Annotated in this window: 17 protein-coding genes; 8 read left to right on the top strand and 9 right to left on the bottom strand. The window is 68.8% G+C overall.

The window, feature by feature from the left end; genetic code table 11:
• Window positions 1-6: 6 nt before the first annotated feature.
• Window positions 7-1,287, bottom strand: coding sequence for a diguanylate cyclase domain-containing protein (locus BST42_RS13515; protein ID WP_083119275.1), 1,281 nt, complete (start codon window positions 1,285-1,287; stop codon window positions 7-9).
• A 126-nt stretch (window positions 1,288-1,413) separates the two neighbouring features.
• Between BST42_RS13515 and yaaA the strand changes: the two genes are divergently transcribed.
• Both yaaA and BST42_RS13505 read left to right on the top strand, forming a co-directional pair.
• Window positions 1,414-2,160 (top strand): peroxide stress protein YaaA, encoded by a 747-nt coding sequence (gene yaaA, locus BST42_RS13510; RefSeq protein ID WP_083119274.1) that lies wholly within the window; start codon window positions 1,414-1,416, stop codon window positions 2,158-2,160.
• A 176-nt stretch (window positions 2,161-2,336) separates the two neighbouring features.
• Window positions 2,337-3,461, top strand: a complete 1,125-nt coding sequence (locus BST42_RS13505; protein ID WP_083119272.1) for a GGDEF domain-containing protein — start codon at window positions 2,337-2,339, stop codon at window positions 3,459-3,461.
• Between the two features lie 3 nt (window positions 3,462-3,464).
• Here the strand turns inward: BST42_RS13505 and BST42_RS13500 are convergent, their stop codons facing one another.
• Window positions 3,465-3,860: a nuclear transport factor 2 family protein gene (locus BST42_RS13500; protein WP_083119270.1), complete on the bottom strand. Its 396-nt coding sequence runs from the start codon at window positions 3,858-3,860 to the stop codon at window positions 3,465-3,467.
• Between the two features lie 130 nt (window positions 3,861-3,990).
• Between BST42_RS13500 and speB the strand changes: the two genes are divergently transcribed.
• Window positions 3,991-4,986 (top strand): agmatinase, encoded by a 996-nt coding sequence (gene speB / locus BST42_RS13495; protein WP_083119687.1) that lies wholly within the window; start codon window positions 3,991-3,993, stop codon window positions 4,984-4,986.
• A 10-nt stretch (window positions 4,987-4,996) separates the two neighbouring features.
• Here the strand turns inward: speB and BST42_RS13490 are convergent, their stop codons facing one another.
• Window positions 4,997-6,127: a hypothetical protein gene (locus tag BST42_RS13490; protein ID WP_083119268.1), complete on the bottom strand. Its 1,131-nt coding sequence runs from the start codon at window positions 6,125-6,127 to the stop codon at window positions 4,997-4,999.
• Window positions 6,124-7,443 carry a hypothetical protein gene (locus BST42_RS13485; RefSeq protein WP_207569493.1) on the bottom strand — a complete coding sequence of 440 codons (1,320 nt, stop codon included), beginning with the start codon at window positions 7,441-7,443 and terminating at the stop codon, window positions 6,124-6,126. Before BST42_RS13485 ends, BST42_RS13490 begins: the two co-directional genes overlap by 4 nt.
• Before the next feature lie 66 nt (window positions 7,444-7,509).
• Here BST42_RS13485 and BST42_RS13480 point away from each other — a divergent pair, with 66 nt between their 5' ends.
• On the top strand, window positions 7,510-8,169 hold the full coding sequence (locus BST42_RS13480) for a hypothetical protein (RefSeq protein WP_083119264.1): 660 nt from the start codon (window positions 7,510-7,512) through the stop codon (window positions 8,167-8,169).
• Window positions 8,170-8,174: 5 nt separating this feature from the next.
• Here the strand turns inward: BST42_RS13480 and BST42_RS13475 are convergent, their stop codons facing one another.
• From BST42_RS13475 to BST42_RS13465, 3 genes are all read right to left on the bottom strand, one after another.
• Complete coding sequence (locus BST42_RS13475; RefSeq protein WP_083119685.1) at window positions 8,175-9,515, bottom strand: CHAT domain-containing protein; 1,341 nt, start codon at window positions 9,513-9,515, stop codon at window positions 8,175-8,177.
• Complete coding sequence (locus BST42_RS13470) at window positions 9,512-11,194, bottom strand: hypothetical protein (RefSeq protein WP_083119262.1); 1,683 nt, start codon at window positions 11,192-11,194, stop codon at window positions 9,512-9,514. Before BST42_RS13470 ends, BST42_RS13475 begins: the two co-directional genes overlap by 4 nt.
• A 100-nt stretch (window positions 11,195-11,294) precedes the next feature.
• Complete coding sequence (locus tag BST42_RS13465) at window positions 11,295-11,792, bottom strand: lipoprotein LpqH (RefSeq protein ID WP_083119260.1); 498 nt, start codon at window positions 11,790-11,792, stop codon at window positions 11,295-11,297.
• Between the two features lie 184 nt (window positions 11,793-11,976).
• Here BST42_RS13465 and BST42_RS13460 point away from each other — a divergent pair, with 184 nt between their 5' ends.
• Window positions 11,977-12,834, top strand: a complete 858-nt coding sequence (locus BST42_RS13460) for a type IV toxin-antitoxin system AbiEi family antitoxin (protein ID WP_083119258.1) — start codon at window positions 11,977-11,979, stop codon at window positions 12,832-12,834.
• A gap of 47 nt (window positions 12,835-12,881) precedes the next feature.
• Here BST42_RS13460 and BST42_RS13455 read toward each other — a convergent pair whose 3' ends face one another.
• Entirely contained in the window at window positions 12,882-14,144 is a 1,263-nt protein-coding gene (locus tag BST42_RS13455; protein WP_083119257.1) for an amidohydrolase family protein, read from the bottom strand.
• Window positions 14,145-14,169: 25 nt separating this feature from the next.
• Between BST42_RS13455 and BST42_RS13450 the strand changes: the two genes are divergently transcribed.
• Complete coding sequence (locus tag BST42_RS13450) at window positions 14,170-15,003, top strand: AraC family transcriptional regulator (protein WP_083119255.1); 834 nt, start codon at window positions 14,170-14,172, stop codon at window positions 15,001-15,003.
• A 203-nt stretch (window positions 15,004-15,206) separates the two neighbouring features.
• On the opposite strand, the gene BST42_RS13445 is transcribed toward BST42_RS13450, so the two are convergent.
• Window positions 15,207-15,836 (bottom strand): hypothetical protein, encoded by a 630-nt coding sequence (locus BST42_RS13445; protein ID WP_083119254.1) that lies wholly within the window; start codon window positions 15,834-15,836, stop codon window positions 15,207-15,209.
• A 218-nt stretch (window positions 15,837-16,054) separates the two neighbouring features.
• On the opposite strand from BST42_RS13445, the gene BST42_RS13440 reads away from it, so the two are divergent.
• Together BST42_RS13440 and BST42_RS13435 are read left to right on the top strand one after the other, a co-directional pair.
• Window positions 16,055-16,492, top strand: a complete 438-nt coding sequence (locus BST42_RS13440) for a hypothetical protein (RefSeq protein WP_083119252.1) — start codon at window positions 16,055-16,057, stop codon at window positions 16,490-16,492.
• A 51-nt stretch (window positions 16,493-16,543) separates the two neighbouring features.
• Window positions 16,544-18,013 carry an amidase gene (locus BST42_RS13435; protein ID WP_083119251.1) on the top strand — a complete coding sequence of 490 codons (1,470 nt, stop codon included), beginning with the start codon at window positions 16,544-16,546 and terminating at the stop codon, window positions 18,011-18,013.
• Window positions 18,014-18,063 lie beyond the last annotated feature (50 nt).

Genomic DNA, 18,063 nt, shown 5'->3' with positions numbered 1-18,063 from the left:
GGTTGATCAGACCTCGGACTCGCTCGGGACGGCGGATTGGCGAAGCCGCGCCTTGTGCCGATACATGTCGATGTCGGCCTGGCGAATGAGGTCCTCGGCGGTATCGGCGTGGCCCCACGTCCACCCCACCGACGCGGTGAGGTCGAACTCACTCGAGTCAGCGGTGTAGCGGCCGGTCAGCGCGGAACACACGGCCACCGACAGGGCCCGCACCTCCGCGTCCCGGGCGGCGTCCGGAAGCAAGACGACGAACTCGTCACCGCCGAGGCGATACGCCGAATTCGGTTCCTCGACAGCGTTTCTCAGCCGTCGGGCCACCTCGGCGAGGACGACGTCACCGGTGGCGTGCCCGTGCGAGTCGTTGACATGCTTGAAGCCGTCCAGGTCGATGAAGATCATGCCGACCGGAGTCCCCGGCCTCGCGCTCTGGTGTTGCGCGACGCGACTGACCAGAGCCCGCCGGTTGTACAGCCCGGTGAGCTGGTCGGTGACGGCCAGCCGGGCCAGCTCGGCCTCGGCGATCCGCCGCGCGGTCACATCCTGGAACTGCGCGATGATGAGGTCTTCGGCTCCCGGCAACCGGCCAGGCACCAGGACGGCGCTGCGCTGCATCCAGATCACGCTCCCGTCGCGGCGGATGTAGCGGCGCTCGGAGGAGACCTGGGTGACCGTCCCCGCCAGCAGAGCTGCCATCTCCTCCTCACCGGCGGCCACGTCGTCTGGGTGGACGAACTCGCGGTAGTCGCGGCCGACGAGTTCGTCGGCGTCGTATCCGGTCAACGCGCACAGCGCCGGGTTGGCGAGCAGCATCTCGCCGGTGGTCATCGCGACCGCTTTTCCGTACGGGGCGTTGGCCATACTGATCTCGAACAGCCGTCGGGCGTCGTCGAGGGTGCGCTCGGCTTGCGCCTCCGCGGTGAGGTCGGTGCCCTGAATGTAGAAGCCGTGCACTTCGCCGTCGACGATGTTCGGGATGTAGGACAGCAAGGTGCGCCGCGTGACGCCGCCGAGGCCGACCAGCTCACGCTCGAAGATCTGCTCGCGGCCGGCGAGCGCGCCCATGATGTAGGGCAGGTTCAGCGCGTAGACGGTCTCGCCCAACACCTCGCGGATATGCCTGCCGTGCACCTGATGCGGTGCCATCGCGAAGTACTGCAGGTAGGCATCATTGGCAATCACGTTGCGGAGATTGCGATCCCAGTAACCGACGATGCCCGGCAGATGGTTGATGAGTTGCCACAGTTGCCGGAGTTCGTCGTCAGGGTTCGGCTGTTCGGCCGACGCCACCTTTACCCCTCGATGCGCTGCTGGTGAGTCGTGTCCTGTTGTGTCAAAACACTGACCGACAAATTTATCAGCGTCGCGGCCGGGGGCCGGTACGGGCGTCGCGCACTGCCCGCTACCGTCTGCACCGTGATCGTTCTACTTCCGCCGTCGGAGACCAAACGCAGTGGCGGGGACGGCCCCCCGCTGCGGCTCGACGATCTGAGCAATCCGGCGTTGGGTCCGCTGCGCCGAGAACTCATCGACGAACTCGTCGCGCTGGCCGCCGAACCCGAGGCGTGCCGGGCGGCGCTGGGGATCTCCCCCGCGCAGGACGCCGAGATCGACCGCAATGCCGCGTTGCTGAGTTCTCCGACCCTGCCGGCCATCGTCCGCTACACCGGGGTGCTCTACGACGCCCTGGACGTGGAATCGCTGCGTGGCGCTGCCAAGGCGCGCGCCCAGGCTCGGCTGGCCGTGGGCTCCGCCCTGTTCGGCGTGCTGCGCGCCGACGACCCGATTCCGGCCTACCGGCTGTCGGCCACCTCCAAGCTCCCCGGCAGCGCCACCCTCGCGGCTCGGTGGCGTCCGGTCCTGGAGCCGGTCCTGGCCGAGCTGGCCGCCACCGAGCTGATCGTGGACCTGCGGTCCGGCTCGTATGCGGCGCTGGGCCGGCTGCCCGAGGCGGTACGCGTCGACGTTCTCGCCGAACACCCCGATGGCCGCCGGACCGTCGTCACGCATTTCAACAAGGCGCACAAAGGCCGATTCGCCAGGGCGCTCGCGACGTCGCGATCCGAACCCGGCGACGCGGCCGCGGTCGCCGCCGTGGCCCGCCGCGCCGGGATGCACGTCGAGCGGGCAGGCAACGAGCTGACCGTCGTCGTCGCGGCGTGACCGAATCCGGCCATTCGCCACACCGGCCGAATTGTCGTATGCGGAAAAACTGAGAAAACCGGGGGTGGCCAGTGCAGAAAGCGTTCGCTAGGCTCGGAACCCGGCATCGGTAGCGCACGCGCGATTTCGTTGCTGACAAGTCGTGCAGCAGCGGTGCGATCACGAAGGGTGGGGTAATGCGTCTGGCGTTGTCCACCCGATCGGCGAATCAGTACTACACCCTGACCGCCCTGTTGGCGGCCCGTGGCGCACAGACCTACACCTCCCGGGTGATCGCCGGCAGCGTCTTCACGCTGGGCCTGATCACGTTGTCGACCATCGGCAGCTCGGCGACACTGCAGTGGCCGTTCAGCCGAGCGCTGCTGATCGTGGTGTCCGCCTTGTGCTTCGCATCGACGTTCATCTGGTTGCGGCACCGCTGGCCGACCCGTAACGAGTCGGCGTTGCTGGTCGCCGTCGCGGCGGTATCCATCGCGATCGGGTCCATCATCCCGGTGGTACCGCTCTACGGGCTGCTGGGCGCTTCGTCGTTCGCGTTGATCGTCGGGTACACGGCGCTCTTTCACGGCCCGCGATTGCTGGCGACGGTCCTGACGATCGCTCTCGGCACCCTGCTCTATCTGGCCGTGCAGATGGCCGGCGACGACCTCCCCCTGACGCTGGCCGGTGTCGCGCTGATCCTGCTGCTGTATGTGTTCGCGGCCTTCTCCTGCCGGATGGTGGTGTGGCTGACCGGAGCCGAGGACGGCGCCGATGCCGTCGAGCCGCTCACCGGACTGCTCAACCGCGACGCGTTCTATCTGCAGACGGCCACGCTGCTGGCCTCACGCAACCGCGGTGACGACCGCTACCTGGTGATAGCGGTCGTCAACATCGACAGCTTCGCGGCGATGGTCGCCGTCGCAGGAAACCGCGGCGGCAACCGGGCGCGGGTGGCCGCGGGCCAGGCACTGCGCGAGACGGTGCGCCGTGACGCGATCCTCGGACATGTCAGCGAGGCGGAATTCCTTGTCGCCGACTGCTTCACGACGCCCGATTCGTCGCCGCTGATCGAGCGGATCCGCGGTGCGATCGCCTCTTCGCCGGCCGGGATGACCGCCAGCATCGGTGTGGTCAGCACCCCGCTCCAGCCACTCGTGGAGCACCCGCCCACCGAGATCCTCGACGAGATCGTGGCCTTGGCCACCACCGCGATGTACGAGGCGCGGCGAGCCGGCGGCAATCAGGCCCGCTATGTGGTGAGCCCGAACCTGAGCATCTCCGATGGCGACAACGACGGGTACGACGCCCCGATGCTATGACTTTCAGCGGCCGGCGTGCCGAACGTCGCTGGGCGCGCCCACCGAGTCGGGATCGACCTCCACGCCGTAGGACGTGATCGACGCGATCTCGGCGCCGGCGAATCCGATGATGTGGCAGCTGGAGACGATCGTGACGCCGTCCTGGCGCCGGTACCGGCCCAGCACCTCGACGACGACGGTGTCGTCCTGCTCCACCGTGCGGCACCGGTCCCAGGTGGCCACGGTCGCGGCGAGACCGCCCGCGGTGTCCCGGCAGATCGTGGCGACGGCGTCGGCGCCCTCCAGCACCGAGTAGCCGACGATCGTCCACACGACGTCGCGAGCCAGGTGCCCGAGCGCGTCGTCGAATCGGTGCTGGGCGAACGCGCGGGCGATCTCGGCTCGGGTCGGCTCGCTCACGGTGTCAACTCCCACGCACTCCTACGAAACGCATTCCCGTCGAGGCTAACCCGGCCGGCCCGACGGCGGTAATGTCTGGCCAATGAGTTCCGGTCATGACCACAAACCCGCGCGTGAGCTGCCTCCCGGCATGGCCGGGCAACTGGATCTGCCCTATGCGGGTCTGGCCTCGTTCGGGCATCGTCCGTTCCTGACCGAGCCGGAGCAGTTGGACAGCTGGCGCCCGGACGTGGCGATCGTCGGCGCCCCGTTCGACATCGCCACCACCAACCGCCCGGGTGCCCGGTTCGGCCCGCGGGCCATCCGGGCCACCGCCTACGAACCCGGCACGTATCACATGGATCTCGGGCTGGAGATCTTCGACTGGCTCGAGGTCGTCGACTTTGGTGACGCGCACTGCCCGCATGGGCTGACCGAGGTGTCGCACGCCAACATCCGCGAGCGGGTACACACCGTCGCATCGCGGGGCATCGTGCCGGTGGTGCTGGGCGGCGACCACTCGATCACCTGGCCGTCGGCCACCGCGGTCGCCGATGTGCACGGGTACGGCAATGTCGGGATCGTGCATTTCGATGCCCACGCCGACACCGCCGACATCATCGACGGCAACCTGGCCAGCCACGGCACCCCGATGCGACGGCTGATCGAATCCGGGGCCGTTCCCGGAACGCATTTCGTTCAGGTCGGGTTGCGCGGGTACTGGCCGCCCCAGGACACCTTCGAATGGATGCAGGAACAGGGCATGACCTGGCACACCATGCAGGAGATCTGGGACCTCGGCTTCAAGGAAGTGATGCGGCGCGCCGTCTCCGAAGCCCTCGACAAAGCCGAAAAGCTTTATGTTTCAGTCGATATCGACGTTCTGGATCCCGCGCATGCGCCAGGCACCGGCACACCTGAGCCCGGCGGGATCACCAGTGCCGATCTGCTGCGCATGGTTCGGCAACTCTGCTACGAACACGACGTCGCCGGCGTCGACGTGGTGGAGGTCGCCCCGGCCTACGACCACGCCGAGCTGACCGTTAATGCCGCCCACCGAGTGGTGTTCGAGGCACTGGCAGGAATGGCGGCCCGCCGCCGCGACGCCGCCAACGCCAAGCCCGGACCACCGTCGCCACTGGCCTAGTTGTACTGACTTAGTAGTCGGACTCCGCGGCCAGGGTCTCGGCGAGGAACGCGTCAGGTCCCGGGTGCGCGAGTCGCTGCCGGGCGAACCGCCGGACGCGTTCGCGCGCGTCGACGGCCTCCGACACCTCGGCCCCGACGGTCACCACGGTGGCCGACCAGTCCTGGTCCCAACCGCCGGTGGCGGTCAGCGGAGCGTTCGGCCCATGAAGCAGCGAGATCGTCGCGCGGCCCGAGCCGTCGAGTACGCCCACGCCGGTGATATCCCCGCAGCGCAGTGCCACCGGGATGCCGGCGGGCGAGCCGGGTCCGATCACCGCGGTGTGCACCGTCGCCGTCACTGCGTCGCCGTCGGCGGCCACCGCCCAGCTCACGGTGTCCTCCGCGGCGTCGAAAACGCCTCCCGGCACCCCGGACCAGGCGATCGACGCCGCGCCCCGCGCGATGAGTCCCGATGGTGCCGGTCCGGTGTCGCCGCCGGCGGCCAGCGCATAGTCGTCCTGGCGCACCGCCGCCGGCTGCGGCCGAATGTTCTCGACGGCGTCGCTCAGGTCGGCCCAACCCGCAGCATCGACGCCCATCTCCTCGGCGAGTCGGACGCAATTGCGGACCAGCGCGACCACCCGAGTGTCACCAACGAGCAGGTGCATCGCGAGGGCTCCGGCGTGCGGGGCCAGCAGCGCGCCGATGTCGGCGTCCAGGCCGTCGTCGGCGACGAAGTCCTCGGCATCGGCGGTCAGCAGCGCGATCTCGGCATCCAGCAACGCCGGATCGAGGCCGACGATGCCGTCGCGCACACTGGCCGGCCACCACCGGCGCAGCCAGTGCCCGACGGCGAGCCTGCGCAACCCGTCCACGGAACCCGGTCGCACCTCGACGCCCGAAAGGTCAACTCCGGCAGTGTGATCCGGTGGTTCTACGGTGGCGGCGGCCAGCGCATGGTGGCCGCCTTCGCCGAGGACCCGCCACAGCCAGTCCGCGCGGGCGGCGTCGGTCAGGGTGATCTGCGCGTCGGCTGCGTCCCCGGACTCGTCGACGGTCCAGGCCAGCACCGCGCCGTCGACCTCGAGCACCGCAACCAGCGGCACCGCGGCCACCGCGGGCCCGATCCGCCACAACCCCGAGTCGGCCACCAATCTCATTGCGACACCTGCACTTCCAGCATCGCCTTGATCCGCTGCCGGTGGTCGAGGCTCACCGAACGGGCGACCCCTTCGAGCAGGGCGCGCAGATCGTCGACGTCGTCACAGGGTTCCTGCCACACGTCGCGGCCGTGCAGCCGCGCCCACAACCGGCTCAGGTAGGGCTGGGCGAAGCACGCCAGGTCCTCGATGACCCGGCGCTGACGCGGGTGCACCGGATCGGCCCCGGCCAGTACCCGGCGTGCGTGCAGCACGTACGCCTCCTTGCGCAGCCGGGCCTGGATGATGGCCGCCACCTGGTAGGTGGTCGCGGCCCGTTCGTCAAGCGGCGCCAGCTGGCCGGCCACCTCGATACCCGCCACCAGCGCAGCCTGTTTGTCCTCGCCCAGGAAACCCCACGGGGCGCAGGCCCGGTCGACCTCCTCGGCGCACAGCAGCGGCACGGCGGGCAACTCGTCCCGATCCAGCGCGCGCCGCAGGGTGGCCCGCACCCGGTCCACCACGCTGCGGTCCAGCGGCCGGTCACGCTCCGGGCCCCCGGTCAACGGCGGCGGCGCCAACGGCAGTGCCGCGGTCAGACCGAGGTCGATCAGCGACCACGGCAACGACGACGGGTGACTGCGAGCGCGCGCGCCGAGGTTGTGCGGTGTCGCGTCGGCGATCAGCGCCGACCACACCCGTTGGCGGGCAACGGCGGCGCGATGCCCCTCGGCAGGACCCAGCACCGTGGTGAGACCGGCCATGAACGGTCCGCTGATGCTGTCGTCGGCGCGAACATCGGCCCAGCTGCGGTGCAACTGGGCCGACAGGCGAGCCATCACCTGCGGCGCGGCGACGTGCGCGTTGAGCACCTCGACGGCGGTACGGTCGCGGTCGTCGTGAACGGCACGCAGCGCCGCCGACGCCGCGTCGAGCCCGTCCCCGCCGGGTGCCCCGTCGGTGACGGCGAGTTCGAAACACACTGGGAAATAAAGGTCTTGGGCGTTGCCGGTGGTGATGCGCAGACGTCGGCGTTCCTGCTTCATCAGTTCGAACCATGCTGCGGCCCAACGAAGTCGGTCCGCATGGTCCGCGATCACATCGGCCATCTCGGCCGCCACCTCGGCGTCGACGAACGGCGCTGAGTAGGCGGGATTGCTGCGCAGCCGCAGCACCAACGGATCGATGATCCGCTTCACCGTCCTGCGCAACGGGCCCCCGTCGTCACCGCTGAGCACCTCCACGCCGGGTCCGATCATCCGCCACGCACGGTCGATCACGGCCCGTCGCGGTTGCGACGTGCCGACACCTGCGACCGTGTCCGGGCCGGCGCTCATCGGGACAGAATAAGGCCGGCGCAAAGTTGGGTTCGGTAGCCGCCGACGGTCGGCACGCTGCACACCATGTCTGATGCACTCCTGGGCGCCATCGCCGTCGTCTCCGCCAGCGCACTCGCCTCGATCATCGTCGCCGCCGGCCTTGCCGGCCAGCCGCCGCGCACGCGACGCCCACGCAGCACTCGCTGCCCGCGCTCGATCGGCGTGGGCACCGTGCAGATGGTGGCGGGATCCGACGATCCAGTGATCGTCATCGAAGTGGAAAGCGTTGCCGGCCAGCGCTTCACCGGCCGGCTGTGCCACGGTGCCGACGACGAGGTGCTGTCGGCCCTGCGCCCCGGGGTGATCGTGTTGGTGTCCTTCGATCCGGCCAGCCGCAAGCAGCTCTCGCTGGCCGACGACGCGATCGCGGTCCGGGCCACCGCCGACCGCACACTGCTGCGTCATGGCGTGCTCACTCACGACCAGCTCGATCTGATCCGGTTCGGCACCCGCTCCTGCGGTGTGGTGACCGGCATGCGGGCCACCGGCCGTCAGCGCGAGGAGCTCTGCGAGGTCGAATTGGATCTGATCGTCACCCGACCGGCCGGCGGCCAGTTCCCGGCCCAGGAGATCACCCTGGTGCCGGAAACCGCGCTGGCGAAGGTCTCCCCCGGCAGCATCATCGACGCCTACTACCGCCCGGAAGACGAGTCCGCGATCACGGTGTGCGTGCCCCCGGCCTGAGGCGATCATCGGGCACCCCCGACCGCGAAGGTGACCACCGCGGCCCAGTACAGCGGGCTCGCGGTGGCATCACCGTCGCGCCACCGGCGCATCTGGGCCCGCTGCCAGCGATTCACGCCCGACACCGCGTCGTCTTCCTCGTGGGCGTCGTCGACGGCCATCACCACCTCGGCCATCGGATCCTCGGCACGCCCGGTGAACCGGCGATAGCCCGCAGTCGTCGGCAGCGACCACAGCGTCGCGGTCACCAGTTCGCTGCCGCAGAGGACCATCGCGGCGACCAGTCCGGTCGCTTCGTCGAACTGGTAGTCGCCGCCGGAACCGCACGCGAGCAGCGCCACCCGCGGGGGCAGTGGCAGCTGGGCGGCCATCAGGTCCGAGGCCAGCAGCGGGCGGTGATCCCCGACCGGTTCGGCCGCACCCTCCGCTGCGGCCGTGCAGGCCAGGTGCAGGGCGGCGCGGTCGGCGTAGCCATGTGCACGGTCGGCGGCACTGGCATGACCGACGAACAGCATCCGGCTCGGAGCCTGCCGCAGATGTGCGGCCAGCCAACCCCGGTCGGCGTCGACTCGGCGGAACAACTCCACCGGGGCGGTGACGTCGGGCAGCACCGTGCGGTGCGCAAGCAACTCGCCGAAATGGCGGGACAGTGCGCCCTCGGCCGACGGCCGGCCCAGCACCGAACCCAGCGGCGAATCCGGCCGTTGACCCGGTACCCGGGGGTCCATTACGAGAAGTGCTGGCGCTCCGTGCCTTTCGTGCCAGCGCGCAGCTGTGCGCGGGGCGTGCACGATGTTGGGCGGCACCGCCATCACAACGTCGACCATCTCCATCAGGCGGACACCCTCGGTCATGGTGTCGATGTCGGTGAGCTGCCACGGGATGCGCGCCGCGGTGGTCCCCTTGAACGTGACGGCGTCCGTGCGGGCGGCGACCAGTTCCTCGGGACTCGGCCCGGCCAGCGGGACCGCCAAGGCCGCCCAGGGGATGCGGGCCAGGCGCGCGCTCGGTGAGATGAACAGCACCGGCCGCGGATCAGCGAGGGCTTCGCCGATCAGCTGCCACGCCGGTTCGGCGATCAGCAGCACACCGAGGATGTAGGCCAGCGTCAGTTCCCCCTTCTGCGTGGCGAACGGACCGCGCGTCAACGCCCGGTCGAGGGCGTCGGCCAGGCTCTCGTCACCGTCGGGATCGGGCAGCGCCCCGCGCAATTCCTCCAGCGCGGCGAGCACGATCGGCTCGTGCACCACCCATGTCACCGTGCGCTCGGGTTGGCCGATGACGCGCAGGCTGGCATAGGTCGCCACGCCGACGTCGGCGTACCGCAGCACCAGGGTCGTGGTCATGGCCACGTCGACCAGACGGGGCCGCCGGAGGTGACGGCCTGGCCGTAGCGGTTCTGCGCAAGCAGCCGGTAGCGCGCCAGGATGGGTGATCCGCCGGGATCCATCTGCAGTGGCGGCAGTGCCCCGAGTGTCGTCTGTGTCAGGGCGTCGACCGAGTTGCCAGCGGCGGCCAGGGCCTCCTCATCGAAGGTCTCGACGGGAACGGTCACGGTGGCCGGCGCTTCCCATCCGCCGGCCTCGCCCCGCGGCTGGCTAGCGAAAGTTCCTCGTGCGCAGTGGTATTCGATGAGTTCGCTGAGCAGTTCGTCGTTCTCCCATTCCCAGGCCACCGAGAAGGCGCCGGCCAGCATGCGCGCCGAGACCTGGGAGGCCCATCGCCAGCGCGCGTCGGCATCCGTCATCGCGTATCGCACCGAGTCGACGGCGAGCGCGGCCGGAATCTTGAGTTCGGCGGCCTTTTCCAGCTTGGCCAGCGCGCTGCGGTGGCGGTCGCTTCCCGAGTCGAACCGGGTGACGCCTTGGGAGGCGACCTGGCGCTCCTTGTGCGCCTGCCAGCTGTCCGAGGGATCGCCGATTCCGTCGAAGTTCAGATCGGCCAGCGCGTCGGCCCGCCAGATCGAACCGAGGTGGTCGTCGAGCCGCGCATACTGCAGCCAACTCGAACGCGGCCAGCCGTCGAGGAACCGTCGCGCCTCCGCCACCTGTTCGACGGCCTCGTCGAAGCGGCCGCGGAACACCGATATCCAGCTGCGCTGCAACAGGATGCGATGGACGAACAGCGGACGGCCCAACTCGCGCCACTGCGTCTCGGCGTGGCCCCAGGATTCGTCGGCCTCTTTGAGCCAGCCGAAGCCGAGCCGGGTGAGCCCGAAGTACAACCAGCAGCGGGCGACGTCGTGGGCGCGGGAATGCTCGGCGATCACCGGATATGCGGACCCGACCAGACGTTCGGTGGACTCGTGGTCGCCGCGCATCCACTTGGCCGCGGCGGTCTCGAGTTCGGCTCTGGCCCAATACAGTTTCCACTCGCGACGCTGGGCGCGGGCACCGGCTCGATGCAGCCACTGCTCCCCTTCGTCGAGCCTGCCGGTTTCCACGCAGAACCGGCCGTACGCCAGCCCGGCGGCGACCAACAGCTGGTCGGCGTCGTCAGTGCCGCCGGCCAATTCGTCGATCACCGGAATGACGTCCTGCCACAGCCGCGCCGCCGCCACGTGCAGGTCGTCATCGCAGAGCGCCGTCGCGCACAGCACGCCGGCCAACGTCGCGAGATGGCGCTGTTCGGGTTCGAGGTCGGCGAACCGCTGCGCGGTGTCGTCGTCGCGCAGTCCGGCGAGTTCGACCGCGGCTTCTTCGTGTTTCCCGGCGGCCGCGGCCAGGCCGGTGCGCAGGAAACGTGCTCGCAGGGTGTAGCGGGCAACCATGCGGTCGGTGTCGGCTCCGCGAGCGGGGTAGGCGGCCAGACAGTCGGTCATCCGCCGGAGGCATTCATGGGTGCCGTCGTAAGCCGTTCGGGTGAGATAGATTTCGCCGAGTTGGGCGAAGGCCTCGAGGGCGAGGTCGTCGCGGTCCTCGCTCTCGATCTGCGGCATCAGCGACAGCAGGAGGTCTTTGGCCTTCTCCTCCTGAGCGGCGAGGGCGAGCTGGCGAGCCCGCTGCAGATCGCCGGTGATGGACACGGCTGGATCATAAGTCGGCCACGGCCGCCCATTCAGATAACGGCGAGACGGCGGACGTGCTCGGCACGTCCGCCGTCCGTCGCCCGAACGGTTGGTCACGTCACTTGCAGGTGACGGAGATTTCGAACTTCTTGCTGATCATGCCGGCCATCGGGTTCTTCATGTCGGCGCCCGCCGCCTCGCCGGTGATGGTGTAGGTGTTGCCGTCCACCTTCACGTCGGCAGAACCGGTCTTCATGCCCATGTTGTCGCTCACCGCGAGCGCGTTGCCGTCGACGACCATCCCGAGGGACTGCACGGTCGGCGGCTGACCGTCTTTCATGACCACCCCGAGTCCCTGCTGACCACCCACCGCGCCGCTGGCGATGTTGATCGTGCCGCCCTGCTTCACGCACGTCACCGAGTTCAGGTCCAGGCCCTGGAGGTCATTGCCCTCGACCTTCACCGACGTCTTCCCGCTGGAGGCCACCGAGACACTGGTAGGCGCGGCACCCGTCGCCGAGCTGGAGCCCTTGCTGCTGCTGTTGTTGTCGGAGCAAGCCATCAGCAGCATGCTGCAGCCGAGCACGCCGACACCGACCGCGAGAATTCGCTTCACCTGTGTTCCCTTCGTTCGCGCGGCGCCTCGGTGGCACCGTCACGAGAGAAGTACAGCTGCGGCTCGCGGCTACCGATCCCAAACTTCTCGCGCCGAGATCGACGGTGGCGTGAGGGTTACTCGCACTTTCGCGCGCCGGCGTCGATCTCGATGAATTGTCAGTGGCATACGCCAGCATGCGGGGATGAATCGCGTGTTCATTGGCAGTGAAGCACTCGCCGCCGGGCAGCTGACCGAGCACGAGTTGCGCCGCTGGTATCGGCCCATCTATCGCGACGTTTACGTCGCCGCATCCGTCGACCCGTCATTGCGCGATCGGACCTGGGCGGCGTGGTTGTGGTCCAGGCGGCGGGCTGTGGTCTCGGGCTTGGCGGCGGCCGCGTTGCACGGCTCGCAGTGGGTGGACGCCGGCGAGCCGATCGAATTGATCGGCCGCAACGCCCGCCCGCACAAAGGGTTGATCGTCCGAAACGAAAACCTCGCAACCCGCGAGGTCACCACGGTCGCAGGTCTGCCGGTGACCACCCCGGTGCGCACCGCATTCGACCTTGGCCGTCACCTGCCCGCCGAGACGGCGATTACTCGCCTCGACGCGCTGAAGTGGGCAACCTTCTTCTCTATCGACGACGTGATGCAGCTGGCGCACGAACGCCCGGGAGCACGGGGCCTGCGGCAGCTCAAAGCGATTCTTCCGCGCGTCGACGGCGGAGCAGCGTCCCCGAAGGAAACCTGGCTACGAATACTGTTGATCGATGCGGGTTTTCCGGCGCCGACCACCCAGATACCCGTCATGGATGGTTGGCGGATACTGGCTGTGCTCGACATGGGTTGGGACAACATCAAAGTCGCGGTCGAGTACGACGGCGACCATCACCGGACGAACCGAGCCCAATACGTCAAGGACCAACGCCGGATCCGCAGACTCGAACAGCTGGGTTGGATCGTCATTCGGGTGATCGCAGAGGACCGCCCCGACGACATCATCCGGCAGGTGCGCGAGGCAATCCGGCGTCGAACGTCACCGAGATCGACGGTGGCGTGAGGGTTACTCGCACTTTCGCGCGCCACCGTCGATCTCGATGACGTGACCTACGTCTGCGCGAGCTGCTTCTCGGCGAAGCGGGCCGCCCACTCCGCCCGCGACCGAATGGACACGTCGACGTCAGCGCCCTTGGCCCGCAGGCTCTTCACCGTCGCCTGGTCTTTGGTGGTGCGGGCGAACGGATCCCAGCTGAAGAACCGGCAGGAGTTCTCCCAGGTGATCTTGTTGATGTCGGAGTCCGACGCGCCCGCCGCGTTCAACTCGGCCAGCACCTGCTCGGGTGCATCCGGCCAGAAGCAATCCGAATGCGGGTAGTCGCACTCCCAGGCGATGATGTCGATGCCGATGTCGTGCCGCAGTTTCAGCGACGTCTTGTCGGTGACGTAGCAGGCCAGCGAGTGGTCCCGGAACACCTCGCTGGGCAGTTGCGAGCCGAAGTCGCGACGAAGCCATTTCTGGTTGGTGTAGTGCCGGTCGCTGCGGTCCAGGTAGAACGGGATCCACCCGATGCCGCCCTCGGAGAACGCGAACTTCAGGTCCGGGTAGTTGCGCATCGCCGGTCCCCACAACAGATCCTGAGCGCACATCGCCGACACCTGGGTGGCCAGGATGATCATGTTGTCGATCGGTGCGTTGGGGGCCATGCTGATCGCCCCGAAGCCGGTGCCGATGTGCAGGCACATCACCACGTTCTCCTCGGAGAGCGTCCGGAACACCGGGCCCCAGTAGTCCTCGTCGTGGTAACTGGGCAGACCCTCCAGGTGCGGCAGCTCGGGCATGGTGACGGCCCGGCAGCCCTTGGCCGCCACCCGGCGGATCTCGTTGCGCATCCCCTCCGGCGTCCAGGTCGGCAGGATCGCGATCGGGATGAAGCGGTCCGGGTACGAGCCGGCCCACTCGTCGATGTGCCAGTCGTTGTAGGCCGACACCATCACCAGCGTGACGTCTTCGCGGGTCATGTTGAGGTGCCGCGCGGAGAAGCCGGTGAAGGTCGGAAAGCACATCGAGGCGAGGATGCCGTTGCGGTTCATGTCGCGTACCCGCTCGTGAACGTCGTAGACGCCGGGACGCATCTCGGCGAAGCCCGCCGGGTCGCGCCCCCACTCCTCGGCCGGCCACGACACGACGGCGTTCAGGCCGCTGACCCCCTGAGGGCGGCCCTGGTACATCCACTGATCCACACCGTGAGCGTCAGTGACGACGATCGGGGCCTCGGGCTTGTACTTCGCCGGGACGTGGTTGAGGAACATGTCGGGAGGCTCCACGACGTGGTCGTCAATGCTCACCAGAATCAGGTCGTCGACATTCATGGGCTCAGTTGTACCCTCGATAATCGTGACCGTCTCCGCACATTCGGCCAGACACTTGGCTCAACCGGCCAACATCGGCCAGGTCGAGCTGCGCCGCGGCGGACGGGTCCTGGCCGGCAGCTATCTGTACGAAGGCGACCTGCTGGTCACCGGCTGGCATTTCCACGACGTGCATCAGATCGAATACGCGATCGGCGGGGTGGTCGAAGTCGAGACCGCGTCGGCGCACTATCTGCTGCCGCCGCAGCAGGCTGCCTGGATTCCGGCCGGACTGGAGCATCAGGCCACCATGAACCCCGCCGTCAAGACTCTGGCGGTGATGTTCGACCCGGAACTCATTCCGGGCGCCGGCGACCGCGCCCGGATCTTGGCGGTCTCCCCGCTGATCCGGGAAATGATGCTCTACGCCCTGCGCTGGCCCATCTACCGGGAAGCCGGCGACGATGCGTCCGACGGGTTTTTTCGCACGCTGGCCAATCTGGTCGCCGAGGCGCTGGATCACGAAGCGCCGCTGAGCCTTCCGAGCTCCGACGATCCGGTGGTCGCCGCCGCGATGGCCTATACCAAGGAACACCTGCAGTCGGTGACGCTCGCCGAGGTGTGCCGGGCCGTGGCGGTGTCGGAGCGGACGCTGCGCAGGCAATTCCAACGCGAAGCCGAGATGCCATGGCGCACTTACCTTTTACACGCCAGGATGCTGCGGGCGATGGCCCTGTTGGCGGCCCCCGCCCAGGGCGTGCAGCAGACCGCCACCGCGGTGGGCTTCGACAGCGTCGGGTCGTTCACCCGGGCGTTCAGTCAGTTCTGCGGGGAGACCCCGTCGTCATACCGACGACGGGTCACCAACACCGGTATGTGAGGTGGGCGCCCGCCGCTCGTGCCAGCGCAGACGCAGCAACAGCAGGCCGCGGTGCGCTTCGAACCCCAGCGACAAAGGATGCCGCCAGGTGCCCGATCGTGTCCGCCGTGTTTGTGCCACACCACCACTGTGCCAGCCGACCGGCACCGGCCGCCGCGACACACGCCTGAGTGTGCCGCTTGTCACCTGAAGTTCGTTGTCTGTCAAGAATCCTCGCCGGCACCGGTGATCGCCGCGACCAACGGTTCGACGTCGCCGCCGACGGCCTCGCGGACCTCGCGGCCGGCCCGCTTGACGGACTCGTTGACGTCGCCCCGGGCGGCGATCGCGGTGGCCCGCAGTTCCTCGATGTTGCGGCCGAGTGCCGCCCGCACGTCGTCACCCTGGGTTGCGGCGGCCGCGACGGCAAAGGCGCCGTCGAGGGCCGAACCTGCGACAGTGCCCTGCGCGGAAGCCACCGAACCGGCGACCTCACCGGCGTAGCCGAGGACAGCCACCGGCAAGGTGGCCTGATGACCGACATAGCTGACCACCGCGGCTCGCAACCGGCCGCGAGCGTCGTCGACGACATCCTGCACACCGCTGCCGGTGCGTTCCCAGGCCGCGGCGATGGTCTCGCCGTCTTGAATGGCGCCCGCGAATGCAGCGGGGGCATGCGCGATCGCCGTGGTGACATCTGTTGCAGCGTCCAGCAGTTGGCTGCTCAGCGCCTGCCCCGCGGCGATCTGACGCTCGAGCACGTGGCGGATGACGATGGTGGTGGTCGGCTCGTGTGGCTGTTCGTCGGCCGCGGGAAGGGCGGCCGTTTCGGGCTCGGTCGTGGTCTCAGACATGCGGCCAGTCAACTAGTCCGGGCCGACCGGACGATATCGGCGAAGTAACAGACCGGACTCGGGCAGGCAAAGAGACGGGGCCGCTCGACCCCCGGGCAGCTGCCAGCATGCCACCAGCTGTCACCCAGTTAGTTGCCAGTAAGTCGTCTTATTCTCAGTTTCCGCGTCCCGGCGCCTGTGACGCTGCTTTGTCGAGGATCTGCCGTGGAGGAACACAGATGACCAAGCTTATTCGGCTCGGATTCGGAGCAATCGCGCTCGGTGCGATGTCACTCGCGCTCGGATCCGGCGTCGCGCTGGCCGATGACTACGCAGGCAAGTCCTACTCCGACGCGTCCAAGGCGATCGGCGATGCCGGGCAGAAGGCCGTCATCGCGACATCCGTCGGCGACTCCACCAACCAGGGCGACTGCGTGGTCACGCGTTCGCAGAAGGCCGACTGGCTCAAGGGCGACAACTTCTCCCCCGTCACCGACACCGTGCTTCTCTACCTGAACTGCAACGCGAAGCTTGCCACCGCGGGCAAGCCCGGCAATTCGCTGGCGAGCCCGGAGGGCCAGGCGGAAAAGGCGGCCGAAGAGGAGCAGGCCGCCAAGGACGCCGCCGCCCAGCAGAGCCAGTCGAGTGAGCTGGCCACCCCCGGCGGTAACGGGTAGTTCCGCGCGCCAACTTGCCGGTGCCGGGCCGGGCGGCGAGGATCCGTGACAATGGATTCCACATTCGCCGCTGAACTCGCCGACCTCGATGCCATCGGGCAGGCCGCGCTGGCCGCCTCCGGAGACGTGTCCGCCGCCGAGTTGCTCGACGCCGCGATCCTGCGGCTCGACGCCACCCGCGGGCTCAATGCCGTCATCACCGACCTTCTCGATCGCGGACGCGAGCAGGCCGTCGCCCTCGACGAGAGCGGCGCACTGCGCGGCGGGACCGCCGGCCCGGTGGCCGGAGTTCCCTTCCTGCTCAAGGATCTTGGCGCCTCGCTGGCCGGTGCCCGCGAGGCGATGGGTTCGCGGGCGTTGCGCGACCACATCGCGCCGGAGACCGCGTGGATCGTGCAGCGCTATCTGGCCGCCGGCCTGGTGGTGTTCGGCAAGACCAACACCCCGGAGTGGGGCAATCACTGCACCACCGAGCCGTCGCTGTTCGGCCGTACCGCCAATCCGTGGTCGCCGGACATCACCCCCGGTGGTTCCAGTGGCGGGTCGGCCTCGGCGGTGGCCGCCGGTGTCGTGCCTGCGGCCTCGGGCGGGGACGGCACGGGTTCGATCCGGGTGCCTGCGTCATGCTGCGGTCTGGTCGGATTGAAGCCGCGACGTGCCCGCACCTCGTTCGCCCCGTCCGGGCAGCTACTGGAAGGACTGGCCGTCGAGCACGCACTGACGCGCACGGTGCGCGACAGCGCCGCTCTCCTCGACGCGGTCACCGGTGGCGCGCCCGGCGATCCGTACAACGCTGCGCCGCCCGCCAAAGCTTTTCTGCGCGCCATCGGTGAGGCGCCGCCGCGCCAGCGCATCCTGATCGCCACGCACTCCCCTTTCCCGGCGCCGCCGACCGACCCGCGCATCGCGGCCGCCGTCGAATCTGCCGGGCGCGCACTGGAATCGGTCGGCCATCACATCGAACCGGGGGCGCCGTCGTTCGACCCCGACGTCGTCGCCGACGCGATCGCCGTGCTGCACAACGTCAGCAATGTGCAGCTGTACAACTTCGCGAAGACCCATCTGGGCCGCGATCCCCGTGAGGACGAGTTCGAGCCGAGCAGCTGGGTGATGATGCGCGAAGGGTTCACCACCGCAGGCGTCGACTACGCCGACGCGATCGAGGCCATCCACGCTCAGACCCGCCGATTCGTCGCGGGGATGGGCGACCATGACGTGTTGCTGGTTCCGACGTTGCTGGCGCCGCCGCCGCACTACGGCATCCTGGATCAGCCGCGCGGCACCACCCGCGCGTTCTTCGACGTCGAGTTCGCCCACACCGGGTGGACCACCATGGCCAACGTGACCGGGTGGGCCGCGATTTCGCTACCGCTGGCGACCACCGGGGACGGACTGCCCGTGGGTGTTCAGCTGATGGCTCCCGAAGAAACCGTGCTGCTGCAGCTCGCCGCGCAGCTCGAACAGGCGATCCCGTGGGCGCAGCGGCGTCCGGCTGCCTGGCTGGGCACGCCCGCAATCTGAGAGTCTTTGCTGCGGGAGCTCGCTGTTGCGCCGATCGGTGCGGCGGCCGC

Source organism: Mycolicibacterium rhodesiae, from assembly GCF_002086695.1.
GTDB lineage: Bacteria > Actinomycetota > Actinomycetes > Mycobacteriales > Mycobacteriaceae > Mycobacterium > Mycobacterium rhodesiae.
Note: the sequence above shows the minus strand (reverse complement) of the source record. Positions and strands in the feature narration are given on the sequence as shown.